This window comes from Microbulbifer maximicatervae (SeqCode), from assembly GCF_052467325.1.
This window is the reverse complement of record NZ_CP174310.1, coordinates 2022298-2047278: the sequence shown is the minus strand read 5'-3', so window position 1 is coordinate 2047278 and position 24981 is coordinate 2022298. Positions and strand designations below refer to the sequence as shown.

Sequence of the window (24981 nt, the reverse complement as noted above, 5' to 3'; positions counted from 1 at the left end):
GTTGGAAAGGATAATGTCTAGACTCAAACTCTTTTTGCCCCTGGTAATATTTGTCGTGTTGGCCCTGTTATTTTGGCGGGGCCTCTACCTGAATCCACAGGAAATGCCATCGGCCCTGCTGAATAAACCGGTGCCGGAATTCTCTTTGCAAAAAGTGGCGGATAACAGCCAAATTGTAGAGAAGAAAGATCTTCCCAATGGCCCGCATTTGATGAATGTGTGGGCCACTTGGTGTGTAGCTTGCCGGGTAGAGCACCCCTATTTGAATACTCTGGCTGAGCAGGGTGTGCCGATCGTTGGCGTTAACCTCAAAGATGAGGATCAGGCAGCAATCAAGTGGTTGGAGAAATTCCACAATCCCTACTTGTATAGCCTCGCCGATAGAGATGGCCGTTTGGCTCTGGACCTCGGTGTTTTCGGTGCGCCGGAAACTTTCCTGGTGGATTCCGAAGGGACTATTCGGTGCAAACACGTTGGCGTTGTCGACAATAAAGTCTGGCAGACCAAGCTCCAGCCCTTGTACGAAAAATTAAAAAACCAGCGCTGGGACGATATTGTCGGTGAGTTATCAGATTCCCTCATCTCCCGTTGTCAGTGAGACAGAAGAAAAGAAGAGCCGTTTTATTTGTTGGCTGGGGCCAGTAGAGAATAAAGCGGCTTTTCAGCAGCAGCTGGAAACTGTCCGCGCTCAATATCCCGATGCAAGCCACCACTGTACCGCGTTGGTGATCGGCAATCCTTCCAACCCGGAAGTAATGCAGGCAGATGACGACGGCGAGCCCGGTGGTAGCGCGGGGCGGCCAATGCTGGAATTGCTGCTGAAGCAGGGTGTCGGCAATGTGGGCGCTATAGTGACCCGCTATTTTGGTGGCACCAAGCTTGGTGTGGGTGGCTTGATGCGTGCCTATCGCGGTGCGGTAGGTGCCGCGCTGCAAGATATTCCATTGCAGCCCTTTGTTCCCCTGATGCATGTTTTGGTTCGCTGTGATTTTGCCCATGAAGCCCGCCTGCGCTTTTTAGTGGGGCGTCACCTGGGGAATTGCGGGCAGGTGGAATATGCCAGTAACGTCACTGTGCCAGTTTCACTTCCCGAGGATCAGTGGTCACAATTGCAGGCACAATTATTGGCAGAGAATTTTCAGGTTCTCGATGATCAATAGTTCTTTCAAATGATGCCGTATTTGGCGAGCTTGGCTATCTCAGCCCCGGAATAGCCAAGCTCAGCCAGGATATCCTTGGTGTCCTCTCCCAGGGTAGGAGCCCGCTTGAAATTAACCATCTCTCCATCGCAGCGAATTGACGGCGCCAGTATTTTAATATCCTTGCCGTGATCACTGGGCATTGTTTGGATGCGGTCAGTATCGGAAACAAAGGGGTTTGTTAGCGCTTGCTCAACGTCATATACCGGGGCTGCTGGCACCTGACCAGCTAAAATTTTTAGCCACTCTGCGGTATCTTTTTTTGACAATATCTCATCGAGTATTTCAGTTAACTCCGATTGGTTTTTCCTACGCTCCCTAAAATTTACAAACTTGGGTGCGTCAGCTAATTCCGGATATTCAATACATTGACACAGGGCTTTCCAGAACTTTTCCTTATTGCACATCAGGTAAATCCAGTCGTCCTTTGTTTTATAAAGTTGACAAGGGCTCAGGGAAAAGTGTGCTGATCGCGGCACCCGCTTTTGGTTGTGCCCTGCATTTAATTGCCACATGGCCACATAACTTAAATTATATAAAGCGTTGTCAAAAAGACTGACATCAATATCTCGACCCTTGCCAGTTTCCCTAGCACTAAGCACTCCGGAAACAACGGCCAGCGCGAGAGCTACTCCAGTGGATAAATCCACCAAGGACAAGCCACACCGGGTGGGCGGACCGTCAGGGTCACCTGTTAATTTGAAATATCCTGCTTCCGCCTGCACGGGGTAATCATACCCTGGCCATTTGGCCCTTTCGCCATTCCGGCCGTAGGCCGTCAAGTGGGCGCAAACAATTTTGGGGTTCAGCTTTCCCAGTTGTTTGTAAGTAATACCCAGCTTGCCCGGTACGTCTCCCCGTAAGTTATCGGTCAGGGCATCTGCGCTAAGAATTAATTTGTGCAAGATTTCTTGCCCTTGGGGTGAAGAAAGATTCAGGGATAAGCTGCGTTTGTTGTGATTGAAAGCCTGGAAAAAAAGGCTGCTATTATCCCCAGGCTCACTTTCCAGGAAGTAAGGGCCTACGGTACGACCGACATCTCCGCCACGAGAGATATCTTCGATCTTAATGATTTCTGCTCCCAGATTTGCCAGATACAAAGTGCCAAAAGGGCCGGCACCATATTGTTCCACTGCCACAATCCGCAATCCTGAAAGAGGTAACATGTCGGAATATTCCACTAAATACAGATACGCCGTACCCCTCAGCATAGAGCAGGAGCTGTAAATTCGATGGGGTTGATTGGTAGATATTGAGAATAACTGGTCACTCGTATTTTGGTGATCTGGCCGCTAGGTAGAGCTCACGGAAGGTGGATGTCGCGATTTAATACAGAGTTGCTAGTCTTTTGGGTGAGCTACTGGATTGGTTCTGAATCCGGTCGTTGAGAAGGGCACCGGGAATGGATATCCGGCTATCTGTCAATTTGTTGAAAGGGTGCCGCTAGATGGGCAGTGTCATTAACAGAAGCAAGTACTTTCGCAGTGTCCTGTTTGTTCCTGCGACCCGGCCGGATCGCTTTGAAAAAGCGGTGGCCAGCGGAGCAGATATTGCCTGTGTGGATCTGGAAAATGCTGTTTCCCTGGCAGATAAAGATACCGCAAGGGAGCAGGTGGTCAAATTATTTACAGGAAAAGAGGTTACCCCCACTCAGCGAGCATTGAGAATCAACCAGCTTGACAGCGATTGCGGCATCAAGGATATGTTGATGCTGCTAGATCTACCGCAGCTGCCAGATGTTGTGATTCTTCCCAAGGTTCAATCTGCAGAAGAAGTGATTGGTTTTTGCCAGGTTATGGCCCCCTCCCACAAGTCGATCCGAATAATAGCCCTGATTGAATCCCCTAAAGGTTTGGAGAATGCGTTGAGTATTGCCCAGGTAGAGGAGGTAGTCTGCTTGGCCTTTGGTGCAGCTGATTACAGTGCGGCCGTTGGGTCAGATATGAGTTGGGATGCTCTTCTATACGGCCGAGGGCGACTAGTTCAAGCTGCTGCATTTGCCGGTATTGATGCTGTCGATGGCCCCTTTTTGGAATTGGAGGATGAAAGAAGTCTATTGGAGGAAACACAGAGAGTCTCTGCCCTGGGTTTTTCCGGAAAAGTAGCTATTCATCCAAAGCAAATTAAGCCAATTCACCGAGGATTAGCACCATCCAGTGAAGCGCTGTCGCATGCTCAGCGAGTACTGAAAGCTTATAAAGAGAACCATGGTGGGGTCCTTGTAGTTGATGGACAGATGGTGGATATGCCTGTGGTTGAGCGGGCACTGAAAACTGTGGCGGCCTCGAAGGGATTGTGACAAAGCTGTTGTAGAGTCAAACTCACTGGAGCCTTTCGGTTATGTAAGAGGTTTCTATGCCCCGCTATTACTTTCCTGCGTATATTAAAACCGGCGAAAATCACTACAGAGAACGCTATGGTCTCGATTTCGAAGACTTTAAAGTCGGGCAGGTTTTCCGGCATCGGCCTGGAGTCACCATAAGCCAGCATGACAATAAAGAAGAATGTATCAATACATTGAACCAAGCAATGCTACATTTTGACGAATGTTACACTGCTCAAACTGAGTTTGGTCGACCGTTGATAGATACTACTCTGGCTGTTCAGCAACTAATGGGGCTAATCTGGAAAACTTACAATCGTAGAAAGAAAATAATAGGGTGGAGAAAAATTTCTATGGTAGCACCAGCTTTTGGCGGTGATACTTTATACTCTGAAAGTGAAATTCTGGAAGTGAAGGCAGGAAGCGAACATTCAGAAGCTGGTTTAGTGCGAATTGGGATTTATGGTAGGAACCAGGATAAAAAGACTATTTGTGAAATGCATTGCGATATGCTGATCTACAAGCGCAATCGCCTACCTTTCTCAGCTAATGGATATTGATGTGAACCCATAGCCTCTACGCTTAGGTAGCCTCGATGAAAGAATCATTTAATTTTTTACGAGAAATCGAAAAGGATGTCTACGTAGAAACTGTAGGCATCGATTTCGAGGATTTTGAAGTGGGGCAGGTATTTGAGCATCGCCCAGGAAGAACATTTACTGAGGCCAGTTGCACTAACTATGCGCTTCATTCATTTGATCTTACTCCATTTATTACAGATCAGGTTTATGCACACCGAGTGTACGGTAGTAGAACGCGTGTTTTGGAAATTTTCGTGCTCAGTGCTATGGCACACACAACAAAGACATTCGGTAAAGTTGTTGCAAATTTAGAGATGGTTGATTGTGAATTACAGCCTGTTTTTGTGGGAGATACGCTCTACTTTGAATCAGAGATACTATCTAAGCGGGAGTCAAAGTCACGTCCAGACCAAGGGCTGCTCAGTATATACTCGCGAGCAAAAAACCAGCACGGTGAAAAGGTGTGCTCTTATAAGCGAACACTGTTAGTGTACCGCAAAAATTTCGGCCCTTATGAGGCGGCTGGATATTGAATGATGAATTCCATATGGGGAAAGGTGTCGTTTTTTTGCTGTGTTTTTTGGAGAATCTATATTCTCATCGGTGTTGATCAGGCTGATTCTTGATATCTAAAGTAGAGAAGTTGTTTGTTAAATGCCTAGATTATAGAGTTGGCTGATATAGATAGCCTTAAGTTGGAAGTATTTTGGGGCTTTCATTTATTCTTCCAAATACATCTCTTTCGAGTTCAGTTTGTTGATCCTGTAAATTGTCAATAGCTGGGGTCAAGCTCAGCTTGGCGTATTTACTTGTATATTTTGTACCAATTATTAGTTGTTGGGCTTTTAACTGATTGCTCGTTTATCCTTCTTTGAGTGTTGTAACAAGTGATACAATAATGATTCGGTTTTAATATAATGATATGAATGTAAAAATTAATGAAGGAATGGTAAGTGGTGGATGATAAAAAATATGCAGGGTTTTGGTTGCGGTTCGCTGCAAACATGGTTGATTCTATGTGGCTGACAGTGGTCATGTTTACTCCAATTATAATTGTGATATGGGGTGAATATCTTGAGGCGGACAGCGCTGCCTACATAGCTCTATATCTTTTTTCCCAATTTATTCTGCCTGCCATACTTGTGCTCTGGTTTTGGCAAAAATGGCAGGCTACTCCAGGTAAAATGGTTTGTGGTATTAAGGTTGTAGATGCGGAATCGCACGAGCCTCCAGGGCTTCTTAAGTACTCTTTAAGGTACGTTGGCTACTTTATCTCAATGATTCCTTTATGCCTGGGCTATTTCTGGGTGGGGTGGGATAGCAAGAAGCGGGGGTTTCACGATTATCTATCCAAAACTGTGGTAATACATTCCTAACAAATCTAGGTGATCGGGGAAATTACGAGTCTTTTGGATCTGTAATTTCCCACTGCTGAAGGTCTTAATTTTCAAGGGTAGAGATCTGCAATGAAGTCGAAAGAAAGATGGGAAAAGATTCGTACTAAAGGGTCGCTTTATTTTGTATTGACGAGAGGGGTGCTGGCGGCAGGTTGTTTGTTTATTTTCCCGGGGTTTTTATCAAGGCAGTTGGCTAATAATTAGCCTGTTTTCAGCATGGAGACATTGCCGGTATTATTAGGCTGCCTTGCTTCTGGTTATCTTTTGGCTGGCATAATCTGGACGATCAATGAAGCCAGGTACAATGGGCATAACCTTTAGCAAACAAAAGTTAACGACCGTTCGGATACTCTGATCTGAATTATTTTATAGGGAATTTTCATTAGACTTAAAAGAGTTGAATTTGAAGGCAACCTATCGATTTTAATTTTGTTCCTTTTAGGGTGCTTATACGTATTGTATCCAATCTGAATGATTGGTGAAAGGATTTTTATTTTTTACTGGAAATTTCCGTATATATATCTTCTTGTTCTTTAGGAGTCGTAGATATGGGATGTGTTTGTGGAAGATCCTGTCTTTTACAAGCAGGGAAAGCACTGCTGGTGGTATCTCTTTGAGTAATAAGTTTTTAAATGCTGTGGAATTAAATAGACTGATGGACTTTAGTTGACTGATTGAACCAGTTCCAGCTATAAAAGCGATTTCCCGTCAGGCTGCCTGCGCTTAATTTCGTTTATTGCTTAAAAAAATATTAGGATAGCTAAGATGTGTGGTACAAAAGATACAGTTATAGGCATCCATTAAGTAGCGGCGGTATCTGCTATCTAGATGTATTCGTATAGGTTGTTGGCGGCTTTACGTCTGCATTTGTGGCATCGCTACTAAAGAAAAATTCGTGCTTCTATGGTTTTATATTCCGTTTACTTTTCTCGGTTTCTGGATGGCAGAGAAAAGCTTTGCAAATGAAGGTGGGAGAATACGTAAGCGTCGATTTTAATTATATATTGAGCAAGCTAATAAATACCGAAGGGAGGGGGTGAGTAAGGTAGAATACTCAATCAGAGGGTGGAAATATATGGAGATATACCTGGGGGTCTGGAAAAGTATAAAAACTTTAATTGGTCATTTAATAGTTGCCCTAAGTTATGAGTAATATTAGTTTAAAGTGCGTTTTACTTTAATATCAATTTTCGTTAATTGAGAGGGTGTCCCTGTAAAAAGGTGGGGGTTATAGAAAATATAAAAAGGCCTGATCTTGGTGGGTTTAGATGGTTATCTTAAATGTCAATGTATTTAAAGTTCAAGCTCAAGGCGCTTAATAGGAAATGTGATCGAATATTTTTCGATAACATAAAGTGATAGGTGGCTTACAATCGATTTGAGAGAAGGTAAATTGATGGTGTCTGAGGAGAAATTAGATTTGGGGTCTATGATTGATGCTGTGTCTGATAAATAGTATTGAAAATTTGATGAGATATGGCAATATTTGTTGATTAACTATGTTGCAAGGATTTTGGGTGGGTGAATCGATAGTCAAGTTATTTTAGTTTGACTGGTGGGAGGTTGATCTAATGTTTGGCTGGATGAATTCTGGTTGAACAAGAAGTATAGTAAAATTTTCTGCAGATTTATTTTCCCTGCTAGGGAGTATTATGTTAGACACAGAAGAACATGACATTATTGATACGGCTAAGACATTAAATGTTGGGGCAGTAGTTCCAGAGCTTTATAAGGATGCTATTAGTCCTGCCGCAAAAGAAATTGGAAAAGGTCTTCAGACTATTGCTAAAGCCGCGAACCTTGCACTGCGGCCAGTGGCTGGGCTTGTTTGGGGGTATGAGAAAATTGAAGACTATATTGCCTCAGAACTCCCCAAAAAGATAAGATCTAAAGACCCTAAAAAAATTGTTACTCCAGAACTCCATTTGGCAGGACCGTTACTTGAGTCTTTAAAGTTTACAGGTTATCAAGATATATTAAGGGAGATGTATTTACACTTACTGGCTACTTCGATGGATAAGGATGCTGCTATTAGAGCTCACCCAACATTTGTTGAAATTATTCGGCAATTATCGCCAGATGAAGCTAAGTTATTGGCATTTATTGGCGCTCTTCCAGGTTATCCAGAAATAGATGCTAACTGGTTTGCCCGTAGTTGGTGGAAGTATGAAGTTTATGGTGATATGAAAAATCGATTCAAAGCCATATGCGAAAGGGCTGAGGTGAAATGTCCTGAGCTGTATTTAAGCTATCTTGATAATCTTCGGAGGTTACAGCTTATTGATTTTAAGCAAGAAGTCGGCGAAATTGAGATTTCAAATTCAGGCGGTAACTTGAAAGTTGAGCAAGAAAGCCGAGAATATATGTTTGTAACAAGCCTTGGTCAACAATTTATAGATGCGTGTTTAGGTGAAAATATGGAAGATGTTGGGGAGGGATAGGTATGTAGTTTGTTGGTAGCCAAGTGTGTACATTGGGAGTATTTGAGAAGGTATCCATTTCACTTTGGTTTTCTAGGCGTACTTTGAATATTTTTCTGGTGAAAATTAAAGCGTTTCGCAAATTTCGAAATTTGTATGTCCGGCTAAAAATGATTGGTAACTCTAAAGGTGGATGGGGCAGGCTTGGCCTATCAGGAAAATCTTGATGTTATTGATGGTGCTATTGATTAGATAAAAGGCTAAATTGTTTTGGGTGCTCTAATTATATTAGTTCTATGAGAGATCTAGGAAAAAAGAGAACTTATCTGATATGTCAGGATGATCTTATTGATTTATATACTAAATATGGGCTTATTCATCTTGGTAAATCCGATTCTAGTCATGGTGGGTTGAACTGCCATGAAATATCTCTTTTGCTATAGGGTAAGCAATACTAGTATGCCCATATTTCCTCAATTACTTTCTGGGTATATTTTGGATTTAATCTATATCTATTGGATTAAGTTATTTCAAATAAAGTTGCTTTAGGGATTGCAGAATTTGTTCATTGCTGCCTACCCCGCCTTCGGGGATAGCAGCTTAAATCTAACGTAGAATAGTTATATAGCACTTTGACTCAGCTCCACTTCCATGTTGTGCGATGCGGTGAATAGATGGCGGCGCCTGACAACTGCTTCAGATAGCAGCTCTAAAATATGGTAGGTATCCTTCCATCCGATACAAGCATCGGTAACGGATTGCCCATAGCGCATATTGGCTGGTTTGCTGATCTTTTGATTGCCCTCTTCGAGGAAACTCTCAATCATTACGGCTGAAATGTTTTGTTGTCCTGAACCCATTTGATCGCACAATGAATCCACAACAACCATTTGGTTACCATGTTTCTTTTGGCTATTACCATGACTGCAATCAACCATAATGCCGGTCGGTAGCGATACAGAGTCAAGTTGGGATATCGCCAGTTTGATGTCTTCGGGGTAGTAATTGGGTATTGTTCCTCCGCGAAGAATTAAGTGGCAATTAGAGTTGCCTGTAGACTGAACTGCTTCAAATTTTCCATTGCGAATCGTGGTGCAGAATATCTGTTGAGATTGGGCAGCTTGGATCGCATTCATTGCAACTTTGATATTTCCGTCGGTACTATTTTTAAATCCGATAGGGCAAGGAAGTGCTGAAGCTAATTCCCGGTGTGTTTGTGATTCTGTGGTGCGGGCACCAATGGCTCCCCAGGAAATCAGGTCTGCGATGTATAGTGCGTTCAAGGGACAAAGAAATTCGGTGGCTGCTCCCAGGCCCAGAGCATTGATATTAAGCAATAGTTCCCGAGCCAGAGTGAGCCCAGTATGCATATCGGCACTACCATCTAAATTGGGGTCGTAAATAAAACCTTTCCAGCCGATGGTGGTACGTGGCTTTTCAAAATAGGTACGCATTACCAGGCAGAGATTACTTTCAAACTGGGACTTAATCTCAGATAGCTTTTGCGCATAATCTAGTGCGGCGATGGGGTCATGAATTGAACACGGGCCTACCACAACCAAAAGTCGATCATCCTCCCCTCGTAATATTCGGGAAATCTCATTACGGGTTCGTTCAATAGTTAAAGCGGTAGTAGATGGGCATGGCATTTTTCGGATTAGCTCATCATTACCCGGAAGTTGCATATGAGTCCGTGCGCTCAAAATAGCAGGAACGTCAGACATAAAATGGTCCTTTTCTTTTAACTGAGATAGCGCTGTTATTGTCGAGATTGACTAATACTCAACGATGCTCAATATGCCGTCTTGATGTGGTTGATATGTACCAGTGTAGGTATTTCCACTGAGAACTCTGGATGAGAGATCCCGCAAAATTTTCAGTTCTAATTTTTGTTGCAGGGGCAACAATGTTGTAATTTCAGCATCCAGAAAGTCAAAGTATTTTCCAACTAGAGGATATAGTGCCTTGAAAAGGCTTTCTTTAATGGAGAAAGCCATAGTCAGCCACTGTTCCTGGAGGAAACCGCTCTCTGAAAGTAGGGATTCTTCTGAATCACTGACTATATTACGCTTGATTTCTTCAGCAGTTTTACCTGCAATAGTTGTTTCATAATCAATCCCAAGTCCTTGAGAAGTAGTGCTGGCTGCACAGATTGCTCGGTTGCCTGCATGGGTAATCGAGGCTCGTACTCCCTCTGGCCATACTGGACTGCGGTTTATACCTATAGGGATTTCTCTCACTGGCACACCCAGCTCGTTGAGTGCAAGGTGAGCACAGCTTCGTCCAGCAAGAAATTCAGCTCGTCGTGATGGGACGGCTTTTACTAATGAACTTGGAAAAGGAATATTCAACTGGGAGAAGAACTGATCATCATACCTTTCCGGGCAAAAAGTAGTCTCTACCATATGGCCCGTAAAGTACTTGGACTTCACCACCTTGTATCCACCTAAAAAGCTGGGTATCGGGTTGTCAATTTTATAAGAGGATTCCCAATTCATGATGCTGTGGCTTCAGTATCCATTTTTTCTTTTTTCGGGGCGGGGCTTTTAGGAGGCGTTTGCGATTTATTTTTAATAAATACAGCGTCCTTCAAACTTCTGAATCCCAAGGACATAGCAACAGTAATGCCAATTGCTGTAGCAGCAAAGTAGAGAGTACCGGCCATTGGGGCAAACAGCTTGCCTAAGATGCCGAATCCCATTGCGCCAAAAGTATCGCCGGTTACATTTTGGGAAGCCCAGAGACTGTTAACTCTTCCTTGTAATTGGTTAGGAGTATGACTCTGAACCAAAGTAATCTGAATTAGTGAACTAATAGCCCCTAAATAGCCATAAGCGACTAGTGCAACTAAAGCGATATAGAGATGGTTGGCGAGAGTGAGGCCGCACAAGGCAACAAAAGAGAGGGTGCAAGTGAATAGTAAAACAGCACCGGGACGTTTTAATTGGGGCGCCCAGCCGCTGGTTAGGGCACCCAACATAGCCCCTAAGGGCACAGCAGAATACATCAGACCGATTTCGAATGCACCTCCACCAAAAATAACGGTAACCATTGCGGGGAATAGAACGCGGATGCCTTTGCCCAGGGAATCCAATGTCCCTACTGCAATCGCACTGCCAACAATTCTATGACTGAATAAAAATGAAAAACCCTCAGCTAGTGCTTTTAGAGGTTGCTTTTTCGGCTGCTTTCCTGGCGCCATGGAGGGCAATCGGGTCAGCGGGATCAGCGTGGCAAAAGTACCTAAGGAGGCTGCGGTATAGTTCCAGCTGATATCAGTGGCGGCAATAATCAATCCGCCAATTGCCGGCGAGATAACGGTACCGATACGTACGGTGAGCATGCCCAAAGCATTGGCAGAGGCAAGATTCTCTTTGCCTACAATTGAGGGAATTGAGGCCATTAATGCAGTGATACCAATTGCACCAAACAAACCACTCCAAATTGAAAGAGCATACAGGGCTATTAGTGAGGGTGATGTAAAGAAGCAATTTATAGCTAATGCAGCAAAACCCAAGCCGCAACCGAAGCGTCCGATCAAAATCAGTGTCCGGCGGTTATGGCGGTCGGCGAGCACACCTCCCCACAGCAAGCCAATAAACATGGCTATACCTTCCAGAGCCATAATGACTCCTACCTGGATAGTAGAGCCTGTCATTGCATGGACTTGTACCGGCACCGCGACTGTTAACATCCCCAGGGAGATAATCGAAATCATCCTGGCAATAAAGATCATGCGGAAGTTTGCATTGCTCTTGAGCAAGTCAAATCTCATAAATAGTGAACGGTTCATAGGGATGTTACAGCCTCTTGGGGATCTGCTTTTTCTGTCTGTTTAGTTAAAGTTGGAACCTTTGCCAATATACCGTTGAGTAGGGGCCCGAGCACTTCAAGAGATGTCGGCGATAGAATATCGTCATGGGCAAAAGGCAATCGGTGTTGTTGCATGTCATTCAGGAATGGAGTCCAGCACTTATCTACGTCCCAACCTTCAGGCAGTGTCTTTTCCGCAACAAATAATTGCACATTACCAGAATAGGGTTGGGTGTCTGCATCCGATAGCAGGCGTACAGTATCATCGTAATTCGCTACGATATCGTTAAACATTTTGGTCTGCTCTGCCAGTGTTGCTTCATCGGCAAATTCGCCTTCAGCTGAGCTGAGGAATTGCCGTTTCTCGCGCTCTACTTCTTCCCTGGCTTCATCTTCGGTGGGTCGTTTCCATTCCTGGCCTTCAGGTGGGTAAGTATCGAATAATCCGACAAATGCTACTTTGTGGCCGAGTGCCGTCAGCTTGGTTGCCAGGGCTACGGCAACAGTACCGCCAAACGAGTAACCCATTAAGTGATAGGGGCCTTTGGGCTGTGCACTTAAGAGGGTTTGTAAGTAGCGCTCAACGGCTTCGTCCATCGATTCACTGATAGCTACAGGGCCGTTAGGTCGCGGTGATTGAAGGCCAATAATCGGCCAGTTTCCTTTAAGGTATTTGGGGAATCCGGTGTACTGCCATGAAAAACCTGAACCGGGGTTAATACAGAACAGCGGCGTACCTGTTCCACCCCTAATCGGAAGAATATTGCCGAAGCCCGCTTTTTCAGGATCTTTGCGCAAATTCTCATCGGTCAAAACCGCCGCAAGTCCCTCAACAGTAGGAGATACCATAATTTGTCCTACTGTTACTGGAAGGGACAAGCATTGGCGTAGTTCTGCAGCTAGCCGCATAGCCAGTAGTGAATGACCACCAAGCTCAAAAAAGCTCACTTCTGCTGTTACAGATTCCAAGTCCAGCATCTTGCAGAAGGCATTGGCAATAATTTGCTCAGCCCCTTCACTGGGGGGACGGCCGGAATCAGTTTTATTGCTTTCTGGGTCTGGCAGTGATTTTCTATCGAGCTTGCCATTGGCACTGAGTGGGAACGTTTCCACAGCAACCAATGCTGACGGCACCATATGTGCGGGTAAGGATTGAGCCAGCTGGTCCAAAAGTGGGCTAAGAGTCTCCGGGAACTTTTCTGGGTTATCGAGTATTACGTAACCGACCAATTGACGGTTGTCACCTGTTGCTTTGCTTTGGCTCAATACGCGCGCGTGAACGGCAGCCTGCCTCACTCCCTCCAAGGAAGATAGCGCTTTTTCAATCTCACCAATCTCAATTCGCAGTCCACGAATTTTAACCTGATCATCACTGCGCGCCAGATATTCAACGTTACCATCAGGCATCCAGCGAACGACATCACCGGTGCGATACATTCTCTCGCCTACTGCATAGGGGTCGGCTACAAACCGCTCGGCAGTCAGGCCGTGCCTGTTGAGATAACCGAGTGCGAGCTGCATACCGCTTAGGTAGAGTTCTCCGGGAACACCGATGCCTACCGGGCGTAAAAATTGATCGAGAATCCTCAGTTGGGTATTCCAAACCGGTTTGCCAATAGGTATGCCTGTACCTTCTCCAAGATTTAACCCTAAATCAGCGGGGCAGTATGTAACGTCAACAGCAGCCTCAGTGGGGCCGTATAAATTGTGCAAAGGCGCTTTAAAGTAACTTGCATAGGCAGAGGCAAGTTCTTTCGAAAGTGCTTCGCCACTACAAAATACCCGGCGCAGCGACTTGGTAAGAGGTACTGAAGATGGCTGGCTATCCAGGTAGTCCACCATGGCTGCAAGCATTGAGGGTACAAAGTGCATGGTTGTTACCTGGTATTTGGAGATAATCTGCAGTAGATGCTCGGGATCTCTGTGTGCTTCCGGTGGGGCCATGACCAGCTCTGCCCCCCGGATCAGTGGCCAGAAGAACTCCCATACTGAGACATCGAAGCTTGATGGTGTTTTCTGCAGCACTACATCATTTTCTGTGAGATTGTATTCCGCTTGCATCCAAAGCAGCCGGTTCACTATGGCTTCATGGGAAACCAGAACACCTTTGGGGCGACCTGTCGACCCTGACGTGTAAATCAGGTAAGCGGGATCTTCCGGTCGAATTTCCACAGCAATTAATTCAGTGGGTGACGACTGCTGGAGAAGATTTTCAATAGCTAGTACAGGTGCGGTGCAGGGCACCGCAGAATTTTCACCAAATCGGTGAAACTGATTTTCTCCAGCAATTATCAGTTTGGGGTTAGCATCCTCCAGCATGAGCGCCAAGCGTTCATCCGGGTAGCTAATGTCCAATGGTAAGTAAGCGGCTCCGGCTTCTATTACAGCTTGTAGGGAGATGCTGAGCTCAACACTGCGCTCAACAGCCACGGCGACAATATCGCCGCGACCCACGCGCTGAGCGTTGAGTTGTGCAGCAATACTGCGAACACTTTGACGCATACTTTGATAGTCAAAGGAGCTGATTTCGTCTGTGAGCGCTCTACCATCTGGGCTAACTTGAGCTTGCCTAATTAATAAATCGCGTAAAGTGACACGATCAAATGTCTGTTTGGTGTCATTTATACTTTCAAGAAGCTTGTGCTCAGTGTCCGTCTGCAGGGACATGGCAACCAACGGTTGTTCTGGATTTTCGGCAACCTGTGTAAGCAGGTCGATAAATCGATGAACAAGGTTTACAGCATTGACAACCGCATCCCGATATTCAAAAAGTATTCTCGGTTTTTCTCCAGGTAATACTAATAGTGTCAGTGGATAGTGAGTAAACCCGCGATTTTGAACTGCATTTAAATGAATCCCGGCGTGATTCTGCTGTGTCAGAGCTTCGTCGGCCGGGTAATTTTCCACAACCAGAAGTGTATCGAACAGGGTATCTGTGCCGGCAATACGTTGGATTTCACCCAGGCCAATCCCGTCATGATCAAACAGTGCGATTTGTTGCTTCTGCAATGATTGCAGCTGCTTGATCAGGGGTTGTTGAGGTTGCAACTGGACACGAACGGGTAGGGTGTTACTGAATAAACCAATCACCTCATCAATCCCATCTACTGCACTGGATCGTCCAGAAACTGGGCTGCCGAATACTACGTCATTGCGCCCGGTTAATGATCCCAACATTGCGCCCCAAACACCCTGGATCACTGTATTGAACGTGAGCCCTTCCTGTTGGCAGAGCTTTTTCAGCTGTTTGTGTAAGTGCTCACAAAGTGGGACTTCTATTTCATGAACTGTTTCTTTATCGCGACTCTCTGCGAACGCGATAGTAGGGATGACACCTTTGAGAAGATCTCCCCAATGCTTGATGGTATTTTGTTTTTCCTTATTAGACAGTTCCATTACTACCGGACTATAACGGTTAGGTTCTGATGTGACTTTCCCGGTATCCTCTCGATAAGCTTCAAGCAGGTCCTGCAATAGAATTGGAGTCGACCAGCCATCGATAACCAGATGGTGTGCAGTGATTAGCAGAGCGTAATTTTCTACTGATGTTTTTACAACATGAGCATGTAGCAGAGGTGTACGGGTTTCGGCATGCATACGAATATCAAAATGCAGCCCGGCCTGCTGCAGCTCCAGATTAAGTAGCATCTCCTGTTGCTGTGGTTCTGGTAGCTGGCTCAAGTCAATTTCTGTCAAAGGCCATTTTCCAGCAGTATCGGCATCGCTACTGATTTGGGGAATAAGCTGCAGAGGGGCATCCCAGGATTCGCAGTCGAATAGGGCTCCTAGTTGAGGGTGCTTAGCTAAAGTGGAGTTTAGGGCTCGGCCCAACCGGGAGATATCCAGTTCGCCTTCGAGAGTTAATTTTGTCGTAAAGCTATAGGAGTTTTCCTCGCTACCCAATTGGGTCTGGAACAGTAGACCTTCCTGCAGGGGAAGCACAGGGAGTATAGCGGTCAGAGGGCCATATTTGGTCTCTGCTTCAACCAGGGGTAATCCCAATGTCGCCGGTAAAATTTCTTTGGATTGCTTCTCTAAAGGTGTGAGATTGAGGGCAATCTGCTCAGCAGAGCGCAACTTGAAAATTTCTTTTGGGCGCAGATCGTAGCCAGCTTTGCGCATTGCCGTGCAAAGGCGCATTGCTGAAATGCTGTCTCCTCCCAATTGGAAGAAATCATCTTCTGCTCCAATATTGTCGATCTCCAAAGTGCTCGCAATAGCGCTACACACAAGTCTCTCAGCGGTTCCTATTGCCGCTCTTGAACTTTTTTGAGGGGTGGCAGAAGGCATTGGCAAGGCTTTCTTATCGAGCTTGCCACTCACAGTTAGAGGAAACTCTTCGAGAATAATTAAGCTAGCAGGCACCATATAATCTGGCAGCTGCTCGTTCAGTTGTTGTATAAGTCGGCTCTCAATCTCCTGCTTATTGCCGTTAGACGGTGTCTTCAGCGTACAGTAAGCAAGCAATTGATTTCCTGTAGCAATTGGTTTAGCAATTACAGCCACTTCTTTGGTTTCGTCGAGAGATGAAAATGCAGCTTCTACATCGCCGAGCTCAACCCTAAATCCGCGTACTTTTACCTGGTTGTCACAGCGCCCGATAAACTCCAATTCTCCATGGGTGCCCCAGCGAACCAAGTCCCCAGTTAAGTACATAACTTTACCGGGGCGGTAGGGGTTTGCCACAAAGCGGCTGGCAGTGGTTTCTGGGCGGCGCAGATATCCAATGGTCATATTGTCCCCTGCGAGATAGAGCTCGCCGGGGACACCAATGGGAACTGGACGCAGTCGTTTATCCAATACATAAACTTCGGTGTTGGCCAGCGGACTACCAATAACCGGCTCCGCCAGATCTGTGGATACCTGTGCACTGGTCGCATAGACGGTGAATTCTGTGGGGCCATAAATATTATGCGCTTGCAGTTTGGGGAATTGTTGTAAATGAGACCATAAGGCTGGAGATACGGCCTCCCCGCAAATATCCATCAAGACCGGGTGATGGTGGCCTTCATCCATCAGTCCGGCTTCCATTAGCTGAGTAGCCAATGATGGAGCGACGGCAAGAGTATCTATTTTTAATGTGCGGATAGAATCGATTAACCCATAAACATCTCGTTTGGCATCGTCACCAAACAAGTGCAGCTCATGGCCGAGCATCATAAGAAGAATTGGGTCCCAGGATGTATCAAATGAAAATGAGCCAGTCAGTGCTACCTTTAGGCGGGTGTTGGCACAGTGTTCAATGGCATTTTCAAAAATTTCCTTTTGTAGGGCCAGCGCCAGGTTAAGGAGCGCCCCGTGAGGTACCATTACACCTTTAGGCTTTCCGGTAGAACCTGAGGTATAAAATATATAGGCCCTCTGCTCCCCAGAATTAATCAATGCCTGGTCGCTATACATTTTGGGGGTGGCAAGCGCTGCTGTATCCAGATGCAGTTGGTCAACAAAGGATGGTAGCCTGTGGGCATAATTGGATAATGTAATAACCTGTGCCGGCTGCGCATCGTCACACATAATGGCAATACGCTCATCCGGGTGCGTAAGGTCGAGCGGTAGGTATGTGGCACCAGAGTAGAACACTGCCAGGATGGCGGCAATAGAGTCAACGGTTCTTGGCAGAGCCACGGCAACAATGTCCTGTGGTGTTATTCCCTTGTTCTGTAAGGAAGCACAAATCTGTAGCGCGCGCAGCGAAAGTTCACTGAATGAAATTTCCTGCCCCTCGAAAACCAGGGCAGTTTCATTGCTGCGAGTGTGCACTTGCTGTAAAAAAATATCCAAGGCACTGATATGATTTTCAGTGTTGGTGACTTCTATGCCTTTAGCCCAGCTGTCGATAAGGCCTTTTTCACCGATAGGTATTAGAGAGAATTCACTGGATAAACAGTGGCTATTATGGTGAGCCTGAATAAAGAGATCGCTGATTCTATGTCTGTGGAGTTCTAGCTCCTTTTCACTGTATCGATGAGCGTTGGCTGCGAGTTCAATAGTTATTGTTTCTTTGCCGAAGTAAATTGAAAACTCTATATCTTCAATGGGGCCTGTTGCTATTTGATAGGTTTTACCGGGGACCCCATCAAAATTGAGTGTGTAGTCAAAGATCTTGCAATTGATAGTGGGGCCATACAGACGTCTGTGTGAGCCGACCAGCCCAAGATCTCTTTGTAGCTGCTCGGATTCGTAACGCTGATGTTTACGGATTTTGCGTAACTCCCTGGATAGAGAGCGGGCAATATCAAAAATATTTTGCTCGGCACTGATTTCAAGTTGTAATGGCAGTACATTAGCAACGGGGCCTGTAGAGTTAAGCGCGGAGGAGCCCATACGCCGCATAAATGGGTAGCCTACGGTAACTTTATTGCTATCACATATTCGGGATAAATAAATAAAGATCATTGCTGTGGCAAGGTCGACCACCGACAGTTTCTTTGCGTCCCTCAGCTGGGTTAGATCTTCAATTAAACTTCGGGCCATCGAAATACTTTGACGATGCACAAGGCTGTTGGCGTTGTCGAGCGAGCTGGTAGTCTTATTCGACAATGTCAGTGGTGCTGCCAAGCTCTTGGCGTATTCTGCCCAAAAGGCTCGATCCTGTTTGAATTTTTCCGATTCGGCATACTCTAAGTACTCATCAACGACTGCGGAAAACCCCGTAAATGGAGAGCTGGCTATTGGTGCACCGTTAGTAAGTGCATTATAAATTTTCTCGATTCTTTTAGTGAGGGCGGTAAAGCTGAAGCCATCCACCATTAAATGGTGATAGCGCTGGTACCAGAAAAAGTGTTGCCCATTTGAACTATCGGGTAACTGAAAAATAATATGATGATAGAGGCAAGTTTCGCTATCTGCTCTTAATTCCCCTTGAATATCATTGAGCATCAAGGATTTTGCAGAAGCTACCGGATCAAGCGGATCTTCAATTTTTATGAGGTCTACAGCGTTTAAGGATTCAGGTTCGGGCGCTGACTGGAGCTGTTGGACCGGAACGTTATCTTCCTGGTGATATTTTGCATGAATCGTGTCAGCTTCACTTAATCCAATATGAATAGCTTTTGTCAGCAGCTCCACATTAATTGCGCCGTGGATCTCTACATACTGGGCCACGGCGAAGGTATTGCTGCTTTCCGAAAGTTGATCAGCCAACCAGATTCCTACTTGAGGTCCCACCAAAGGGTACGTGTTATCGCTAAGCTTACTTGCAGAAATGGTTGCGCTTTCTTCTTGCACAGTAACAATCCTTTTTCAACATATTGAGTTGGCACAATGTCTAGGTGGGAAAAAAGTGGCCAAATATTTCGTCCTGATCTACTTGGCCACGCCCCTGAAATATGAAAATAGTGTGGCACAGACCTTAGCCGTATTTTCAAGCGGGTGTTGCTGGCACTTTCCAGCTGCAGTTAGTCCCTTAACCGCCAATAAATAGAGTCTTAAACCTCTCAAGTCTCATTGGTTGTATTTACTCTTTACGAGAAGTAGCACAACCGCAGAAACTGACGGCTATCAATGATTGAGGCTTTTCCAGTTCTCTTCTACATATTCAACACATAGTCGACGATCCTGAGGTCCATATACTGTCTTCCAGCCCCTTGGGATTCCTGCAAATTCTGGCCACAGACTGTGTTGGCCAAGATCGTTAGTTAACACAAAAAATTGGTGGCTCTCATCATCAAATGGATTTTGGTATTCTGATTGCATAGCAACTTTAATCCTGATAACTGAAATTTTGTAATAAATATGAAAGACCCGTGATTAGTCCCTCACGCCAACACAGCGTGTCGTGTCCGCCGACAAATTTCTGGTACTTAACATCAAAGCTTTTACTATTTAGGAGTTTATTCAGCTGGTCATTTACTCTGATTAAGGAATATTCCCGAGTGCCCACCTGCTGAAAAATCTTCAGTCTGGCTGGCTGGTAGGTTTCCGATAAGATCTGCTCTGTGAGCCAGCCTTTGTCAGCGCTGTTATTATCTTTACCCATGAGTTTATTGTTTGGCCACCAGAAGGAGCCTGATTGGCTTAATACACAGCCAAATCTTGCGGGCCACTTTAATCCTGCAAACATCGCAGCTAGTCCACCATAGCTTTGTCCAGTAACAATTGTATGCGCTGGATTTTCAGTATGAGGTAGCTCTTCTTTAATCTGGGGGATCAGTTCTTTCTGAATTGCCAGCCAAAAGTCCTCACTACAAGTAAGATCTTTCTCTCGCTGTTTCTCGTTGACTGAATCAATTAATAAATAGAGTGCCGCAGGTAAATGTCCGGATTGTGTCTGTTCCTTCAAAACTGAGAAAATAGGCATTTCTTTTGCCCATCGATCACCATCCAATAGAATTACAAGTGGGCGCTTCTCAGGATCAGATGCTTTGCCACATGCGTAGGTCCAGACCCTGCGGCTAATTCCCAGGATGGAACTTTGCCAGCACACTTCTCCCACGCCGGAAGAATTTTTATTTTCCGACTCTGAAGACTCAGGTTTTAGATCGAATTTTTGCCATAGACTTTGCTCCATAAGTCCTGGCAAATGAATTGCAGAAAACTTTTTGTTCCACGAACCGACACTCGGCGCTTGTCGATTCAGCGGGTCGGGTATGGCTGCTTTAAGCAGGTTGCGCCACCAATGTCTTTGCATTTTCCGGGAATCGTCGTTGGGTTGAAGTGCTTTTTCCCAGTTGGAGCCGATCCATTTTTCTGTAGTTGGAATTAAGCGATAGCTACCCCGCCAGGATTTTTCGATCTCTACTTGCCAATACCACACATCTGTATTTGGCAACCGTTCTAGGGAGGGCGGTGAAAATGTATGGTGGTTCGTTACACAATTTATATCGATATAAACTTGTTTGATCGGTGAGTGAGATTCGCTACCATCTGGATCTCTCCACAAAAATGTCAGAATTAAATTTTCTTTATTCGAGGGATTTTTATTAACAAGCGGTAGCCCCTGCCTTTCCATCTCCGACCACCAAAGCGCGCTGCCAATCTCAGAAACACTGGATTGAGTAATACGCAACAAATTTGAGTGCATGACAGCGGTCATGGCATTCCCGTTTTTAATGGTTAAACTTTCCATGAGTTTTATGAAAAGTCATGTGCTTAGTTCTACTTTTCAAGAAGTAGTAATAACTTGCCAACAGGCTACCGCAAGAGGATGCTTGGTGTAAATAGAAATTATTATCATTCGCGTCTTGTGTGGGGCAATTCAAAAACTCAGCAAGGAAAATTTTATTTAGTTGCATGGTTTGACGGCAATTAAATGTGACGGAAATTGCAAGAGGTTACTGAAAAACAGAGAAAATCTGCCTGGGTGGTTACAACTGAAATAAATAAAAATTTATTTTTTAGATCACTCTTGTTTTTTTGTCTCGCACATTTAAACGTTTGCCTAGCTTCTTAGCTCGTGTGACGCCTCCCTCGCTGCCTTTCTTGCAGATACTTCTCAAATATTGAGTACACCAATTGACAAATGCTTTTGGGTGTGAATTATAATGATAGTCATTCTCATTTGCATATTCAATGGAGTGTCCGTTTATGCTCTTCCCGACTCAGGACATGGAATCTGGACGATCGCCTATTTCCAATTCCGCTGATTTTTTGTTTTCCTCCTCTTACAGAAGCTTGCGGGGCAAGGGAGTTTTTGCAGAGATCAACCAGCCGGTGATACCGGGAGCGAGTGGAGGTAGCCAGCTATTTCACGAGTCGGTGCAGGGGGCTCTTGCCAAGGCGAGAGAGGCGGGAATCTGCAACCCTATTGTAATTGGTGCAGTTCCTTTCGACCTCAGCCAGCAGTCTCGCTTGTTTATTCCTGCCGACTGTGAGTTTTTTGATCGCAGAGAAATGGTTTCAGCCCTTGAAGGAAAGTGCACGTCTGTCCCCCGGGTAGAAAAGATGCAAAGCGTTCCCAGCGAGTGGCGCTTTAAGCAATCGGTGGAGCAGGCGATTGCTAATTTCCAACACAGCGAATTACGTAAAGCCGTACTGTCCAGGGTACTAAACGTAGAGTTGGCTGATAAAGTTTCTGTTGATGAAATTTTTTCAAGATTAATTGTGCAGAATCCCTCCGGTTATCATTTTCGGGTCCCCATTGAGGGAGATCAGGAGCTTATCGGTTCAAGTCCTGAGTTGTTAGTACGAAAAGTAGGAAGCGAACTGACTTCCAATCCCTTAGCCGGTTCAGCTAAACGGCAGAACGATCTGGAGAAAGATAAAGCTGTAAGTGAATCGCTACTTACTTCTGCAAAGGACAGCTACGAGCATAAATTGGTCATTGATGAAATTCGCCAAGTACTCACACCGTTTTGTAGCTCGCTCGATATCCCTGCTGCTCCTGCACTTATAAGCACCCCGGCTATGTGGCATTTATCGACTCTCATCCACGGTCAGCTGAAAGACCCTGAAATTTCTGCTTTGGAACTTGCTTGTCAACTGCATCCAACGCCTGCTGTTTGTGGCTTTCCCACAAAAGATGCTCGTAATTTAATCCGCTTAGTGGAGTCTTTTGAAAGAGGTGTTTTCACTGGAATGGTGGGGTGGTGTGATGCTGAAGGTAATGGTGAGTGGGTAGTTACTATTCGCTGTGGCACGGTTAACGGCAATCATGTTCAATTATTTGCTGGGGCGGGTATTGTTGAGGACTCCTGCCCTGAATCGGAGTGGCTGGAAACTGGTGCGAAGTTGGGCACAATGCTCAATGCTCTGGGAATTACACAGCAGGAAGCACTTTAATGAGTATTGAATTTACGCCCTGGCCAGAGTCGGAGGCTCGCCGTTATCGGGATCTTGGCTATTGGGAGGATAAGCCGCTAACGGATATCTTGAGAGTGTCTTGCGAAAGGGATGCTAATGCCACAGCAATTATTTGTGGTGGTCGACATTTCTCATATGCCCAATTAGATCAGCTTTCTGATAACCTGGCTCGCTCCCTGAAATCAAAGGGGGTTAAACCTTACGATACGGCCTTGGTCCAGCTACCGAATATTGCCGAATTCTATATTGTATTCTTTGGGTTGTTAAAAGCAGGTGTCGTTCCTGTCAATGCGCTGTATAGTCATCAGCGCTTGGAGCTATTGGCTTATGCTGAGCAGCTTCACCCTACTCTTATTATCGCCTCGGCCTCCCACACGTTATTTTCTAATGTTGCTTTTTTAGATGAGCTAAAGCAGAAAATTCCCTCTGTAAATCATGTATTGCTGTGGGGGAAGGATAGCTATACCGACTCACTTGATGACAACATAAATATAACTAAACCTAATGGGGAGTTAGAGCCCACTCCTCCTGGCGAAGTGGCTTTTTTTCAGCTTTCGGGTGGCAGTACCGGTACACCAAAGCTCATTCCCCGCACCCATAATGACTATTTATACAGCGTTCGTAGAAGTGCAGAGATATGCGATCTGAGTCCTCAGACCCGGTATTTATGCGCACTTCCCGCTGGACATAACTTTTCATTAAGCTCACCAGGTTCTCTTGGGGTGTTTGATAGCGGCGGCACCGTAATAACAGCTTCTGATCCAGAGCCATTAAATTGTTTTGCGCTGATAGCAAAGCACGAAGTTAATATGGTGGCACTGGTACCTCCGGCGGTTTCACTTTGGCTTAAAGCTGCCCCGCAGCACAGTGAAAAGTTGACCACGCTTTCTCTAATACAGGTGGGTGGAGCAAATTTTGCTGAAAGTGTCGCTCGCAGAGTGCCGGAAGAGCTAGGATGCCAACTGCAACAAGTATTTGGTATGGCTGAGGGTTTGGTTAACTATACCCGCTTGGATGATGATACTGCTTTGGCTTTTTGCACCCAGGGATGCCCCATGTGCCCTGATGATGAAGTCCGGGTCATTGACGAGAACGGAGATGCGGTTCCTGCCGGAGAGACCGGTATGCTGGTTACTCGAGGCCCATACACAATACGCGGTTACTACAACAGCCCGGAGCATAACAAAAAAGCTTTTGACAGTGAGGGTTTTTACCGCACCGGGGACCTGGTGCAGCGTGATGACCGTGGATACTTGAAAGTAGTGGGTCGGCAAAAGGATCAAATCAATCGCGGTGGAGAAAAGATAGCGGCTGAAGAGATAGAAAGTCTTTTGTTACGTCATGCATCCATTACTCAAGCGGTCTTGGTAGCAATGCCGGATGATTTACTGGGCGAGAAAAGTTGTGCTTTTTTAGTGTCAAGTGATGATAGCTTGCGCCCTGTAACTCTGAGAAAGTACTTGCGAGAGCTCGGGGTAGCTCAATTCAAGCTGCCAGATAAATTTAAATTTGTGCAGACTTTGCCGCTTACTCCGGTAGGAAAAATAGACAAGAAAATTTTGCGCAAAGAACTGCTTGAAAGTATAGCCGCTCCAAAGATTTAAGGTCTTAATATTTATGTCAATTCCATTACTGGATAACTATAGTCTACCCACGATTGATTCTCTCCCCCAAAATAAGGTGGGCTGGAAGATTGACCCCTCCAGAAGTGCTTTGCTTATTCATGATATGCAGGAGTATTTCGTCCGCTTTTTTGGTGAAGGAAGCGAGTTGGTCCGCAATATAGAAAACAATATTGTTGCGGTGCGGGCTTGGGCTAAAAAGCATCAGGTACCGGTAATTTATACGGCTCAACCCACTGAGCAAAGCGATAAAGATCGCGCATTGCTAAACGATATGTGGGGGCCAGGACTTACCAAAGCTGACCCCAGCTTGCAAAAAGTAGTGCCTGCTTTGACGCCAGATGAAGATGATATTGTATTGGTTAAGTGGCGATATAGTGCTTTTTACCGATCTGAGCTTCAGGAAATTCTTGCGGAGAAAGGAAGGGATCAACTCTTGATATGCGGTATATATGCGCATATCGGCTGTTTAACCACAGCATTGGATGCTTTTATGCGAGATGTTCAGCCATTCATGGTGGCTGATGCTGTTGGTGATTTCTCTGAAGAAGAGCATCTTATGGCACTTAAATATGTAGCTAATCGTTGCGGAAGTGTCATTGCAACAGATGATGTCGTATCTCTCGGGGTTTCATCAAAGGATAAGTTAACCTGGTCTTTTCTCAAGGAGCAATTGCTGGAGCTGATTGATGAAGAGCCTGACCAATTTGATGCAGATGAAAATCTCATTGATTATGGGCTGGACTCGGCCCAGCTAATGGGCTTGATTACTGATTGGCAAAAGCTCGGAGTCCAAATGATATTCGAAGAGCTGGCTGTTGCCCCCTCACTCAATGGGTGGTGGAAGCTGATTCAGGGTAAATACCCTGAATTAAAAGAGTAGTGG

At 45.4% G+C, this 24981-nt stretch carries 18 protein-coding genes; 11 read left to right on the top strand and 7 right to left on the bottom strand.

Annotated features, from left to right (window positions below):
• Window positions 1-13 precede the first annotated feature (13 nt).
• The gene (locus ACJJIE_RS09225) at window positions 14-598 is read left to right on the top strand and encodes a DsbE family thiol:disulfide interchange protein (RefSeq protein ID WP_444894387.1); all 585 of its coding nucleotides are present in this window, start codon (window positions 14-16) and stop codon (window positions 596-598) included.
• Entirely contained in the window at window positions 561-1160 is a 600-nt protein-coding gene (locus tag ACJJIE_RS09220; protein WP_444894386.1) for an IMPACT family protein, read from the top strand. The genes ACJJIE_RS09225 and ACJJIE_RS09220 overlap by 38 nt, the downstream gene beginning before the upstream one ends.
• Before the next feature lie 5 nt (window positions 1161-1165).
• Here ACJJIE_RS09220 and ACJJIE_RS09215 read toward each other — a convergent pair whose 3' ends face one another.
• Window positions 1166-2365 carry a CaiB/BaiF CoA transferase family protein gene (locus tag ACJJIE_RS09215; protein WP_444894385.1) on the bottom strand — a complete coding sequence of 400 codons (1200 nt, stop codon included), beginning with the start codon at window positions 2363-2365 and terminating at the stop codon, window positions 1166-1168.
• A gap of 281 nt (window positions 2366-2646) precedes the next feature.
• Here ACJJIE_RS09215 and ACJJIE_RS09210 point away from each other — a divergent pair, with 281 nt between their 5' ends.
• From ACJJIE_RS09210 to ACJJIE_RS09185, 6 genes are all read left to right on the top strand, one after another.
• Window positions 2647-3498, top strand: a complete 852-nt coding sequence (locus ACJJIE_RS09210; RefSeq protein WP_444894384.1) for an HpcH/HpaI aldolase/citrate lyase family protein — start codon at window positions 2647-2649, stop codon at window positions 3496-3498.
• A 56-nt stretch (window positions 3499-3554) separates the two neighbouring features.
• Window positions 3555-4082, top strand: a complete 528-nt coding sequence (locus ACJJIE_RS09205) for a MaoC family dehydratase (protein WP_444894383.1) — start codon at window positions 3555-3557, stop codon at window positions 4080-4082.
• A gap of 35 nt (window positions 4083-4117) precedes the next feature.
• Window positions 4118-4636 (top strand): MaoC family dehydratase, encoded by a 519-nt coding sequence (locus ACJJIE_RS09200; protein ID WP_444894382.1) that lies wholly within the window; start codon window positions 4118-4120, stop codon window positions 4634-4636.
• A gap of 420 nt (window positions 4637-5056) precedes the next feature.
• Window positions 5057-5479 carry an RDD family protein gene (locus ACJJIE_RS09195; protein WP_282933508.1) on the top strand — a complete coding sequence of 141 codons (423 nt, stop codon included), beginning with the start codon at window positions 5057-5059 and terminating at the stop codon, window positions 5477-5479.
• Window positions 5480-5569: 90 nt separating this feature from the next.
• The gene (locus tag ACJJIE_RS09190; RefSeq protein ID WP_444894381.1) at window positions 5570-5704 is read left to right on the top strand and encodes a hypothetical protein; all 135 of its coding nucleotides are present in this window, start codon (window positions 5570-5572) and stop codon (window positions 5702-5704) included.
• A 1448-nt stretch (window positions 5705-7152) separates the two neighbouring features.
• On the top strand, window positions 7153-7941 hold the full coding sequence (locus ACJJIE_RS09185) for a DUF4393 domain-containing protein (protein WP_444894380.1): 789 nt from the start codon (window positions 7153-7155) through the stop codon (window positions 7939-7941).
• A 599-nt stretch (window positions 7942-8540) separates the two neighbouring features.
• Here the strand turns inward: ACJJIE_RS09185 and ACJJIE_RS09180 are convergent.
• The 6 genes from ACJJIE_RS09180 to fes form a co-directional block, all read right to left on the bottom strand.
• Window positions 8541-9644, bottom strand: coding sequence for a 3-deoxy-7-phosphoheptulonate synthase (locus ACJJIE_RS09180; protein ID WP_444894379.1), 1104 nt, complete (start codon window positions 9642-9644; stop codon window positions 8541-8543).
• Between the two features lie 51 nt (window positions 9645-9695).
• Window positions 9696-10418, bottom strand: a complete 723-nt coding sequence (locus ACJJIE_RS09175; protein ID WP_444894378.1) for a 4'-phosphopantetheinyl transferase family protein — start codon at window positions 10416-10418, stop codon at window positions 9696-9698.
• Window positions 10415-11713, bottom strand: a complete 1299-nt coding sequence (gene entS, locus ACJJIE_RS09170) for an enterobactin transporter EntS (RefSeq protein WP_444894377.1) — start codon at window positions 11711-11713, stop codon at window positions 10415-10417. The genes ACJJIE_RS09175 and entS overlap by 4 nt, the downstream gene beginning before the upstream one ends.
• Window positions 11710-18960 carry a non-ribosomal peptide synthetase gene (locus tag ACJJIE_RS09165; RefSeq protein ID WP_444894376.1) on the bottom strand — a complete coding sequence of 2417 codons (7251 nt, stop codon included), beginning with the start codon at window positions 18958-18960 and terminating at the stop codon, window positions 11710-11712. The genes entS and ACJJIE_RS09165 overlap by 4 nt, the downstream gene beginning before the upstream one ends.
• Before the next feature lie 273 nt (window positions 18961-19233).
• Window positions 19234-19428 (bottom strand): MbtH family protein, encoded by a 195-nt coding sequence (locus ACJJIE_RS09160; protein ID WP_444894375.1) that lies wholly within the window; start codon window positions 19426-19428, stop codon window positions 19234-19236.
• A 7-nt stretch (window positions 19429-19435) separates the two neighbouring features.
• Window positions 19436-20800 (bottom strand): enterochelin esterase, encoded by a 1365-nt coding sequence (gene fes / locus ACJJIE_RS09155; RefSeq protein ID WP_444894374.1) that lies wholly within the window; start codon window positions 20798-20800, stop codon window positions 19436-19438.
• A gap of 458 nt (window positions 20801-21258) precedes the next feature.
• Here fes and ACJJIE_RS09150 point away from each other — a divergent pair, with 458 nt between their 5' ends.
• From ACJJIE_RS09150 to ACJJIE_RS09140, 3 genes are read left to right on the top strand one after another with little or no spacing between them, the layout of a single operon-like run.
• On the top strand, window positions 21259-22452 hold the full coding sequence (locus tag ACJJIE_RS09150; RefSeq protein WP_444894373.1) for an isochorismate synthase: 1194 nt from the start codon (window positions 21259-21261) through the stop codon (window positions 22450-22452).
• A complete protein-coding gene (locus ACJJIE_RS09145; RefSeq protein WP_444894372.1) occupies window positions 22452-24077 on the top strand; it encodes a (2,3-dihydroxybenzoyl)adenylate synthase in 1626 nt (541 codons plus the stop codon). Before ACJJIE_RS09150 ends, ACJJIE_RS09145 begins: the two co-directional genes overlap by 1 nt.
• Window positions 24078-24090: 13 nt before the next feature.
• A complete protein-coding gene (locus tag ACJJIE_RS09140) occupies window positions 24091-24978 on the top strand; it encodes an isochorismatase family protein (RefSeq protein ID WP_282933498.1) in 888 nt (295 codons plus the stop codon).
• Window positions 24979-24981: the final 3 nt, after the last annotated feature.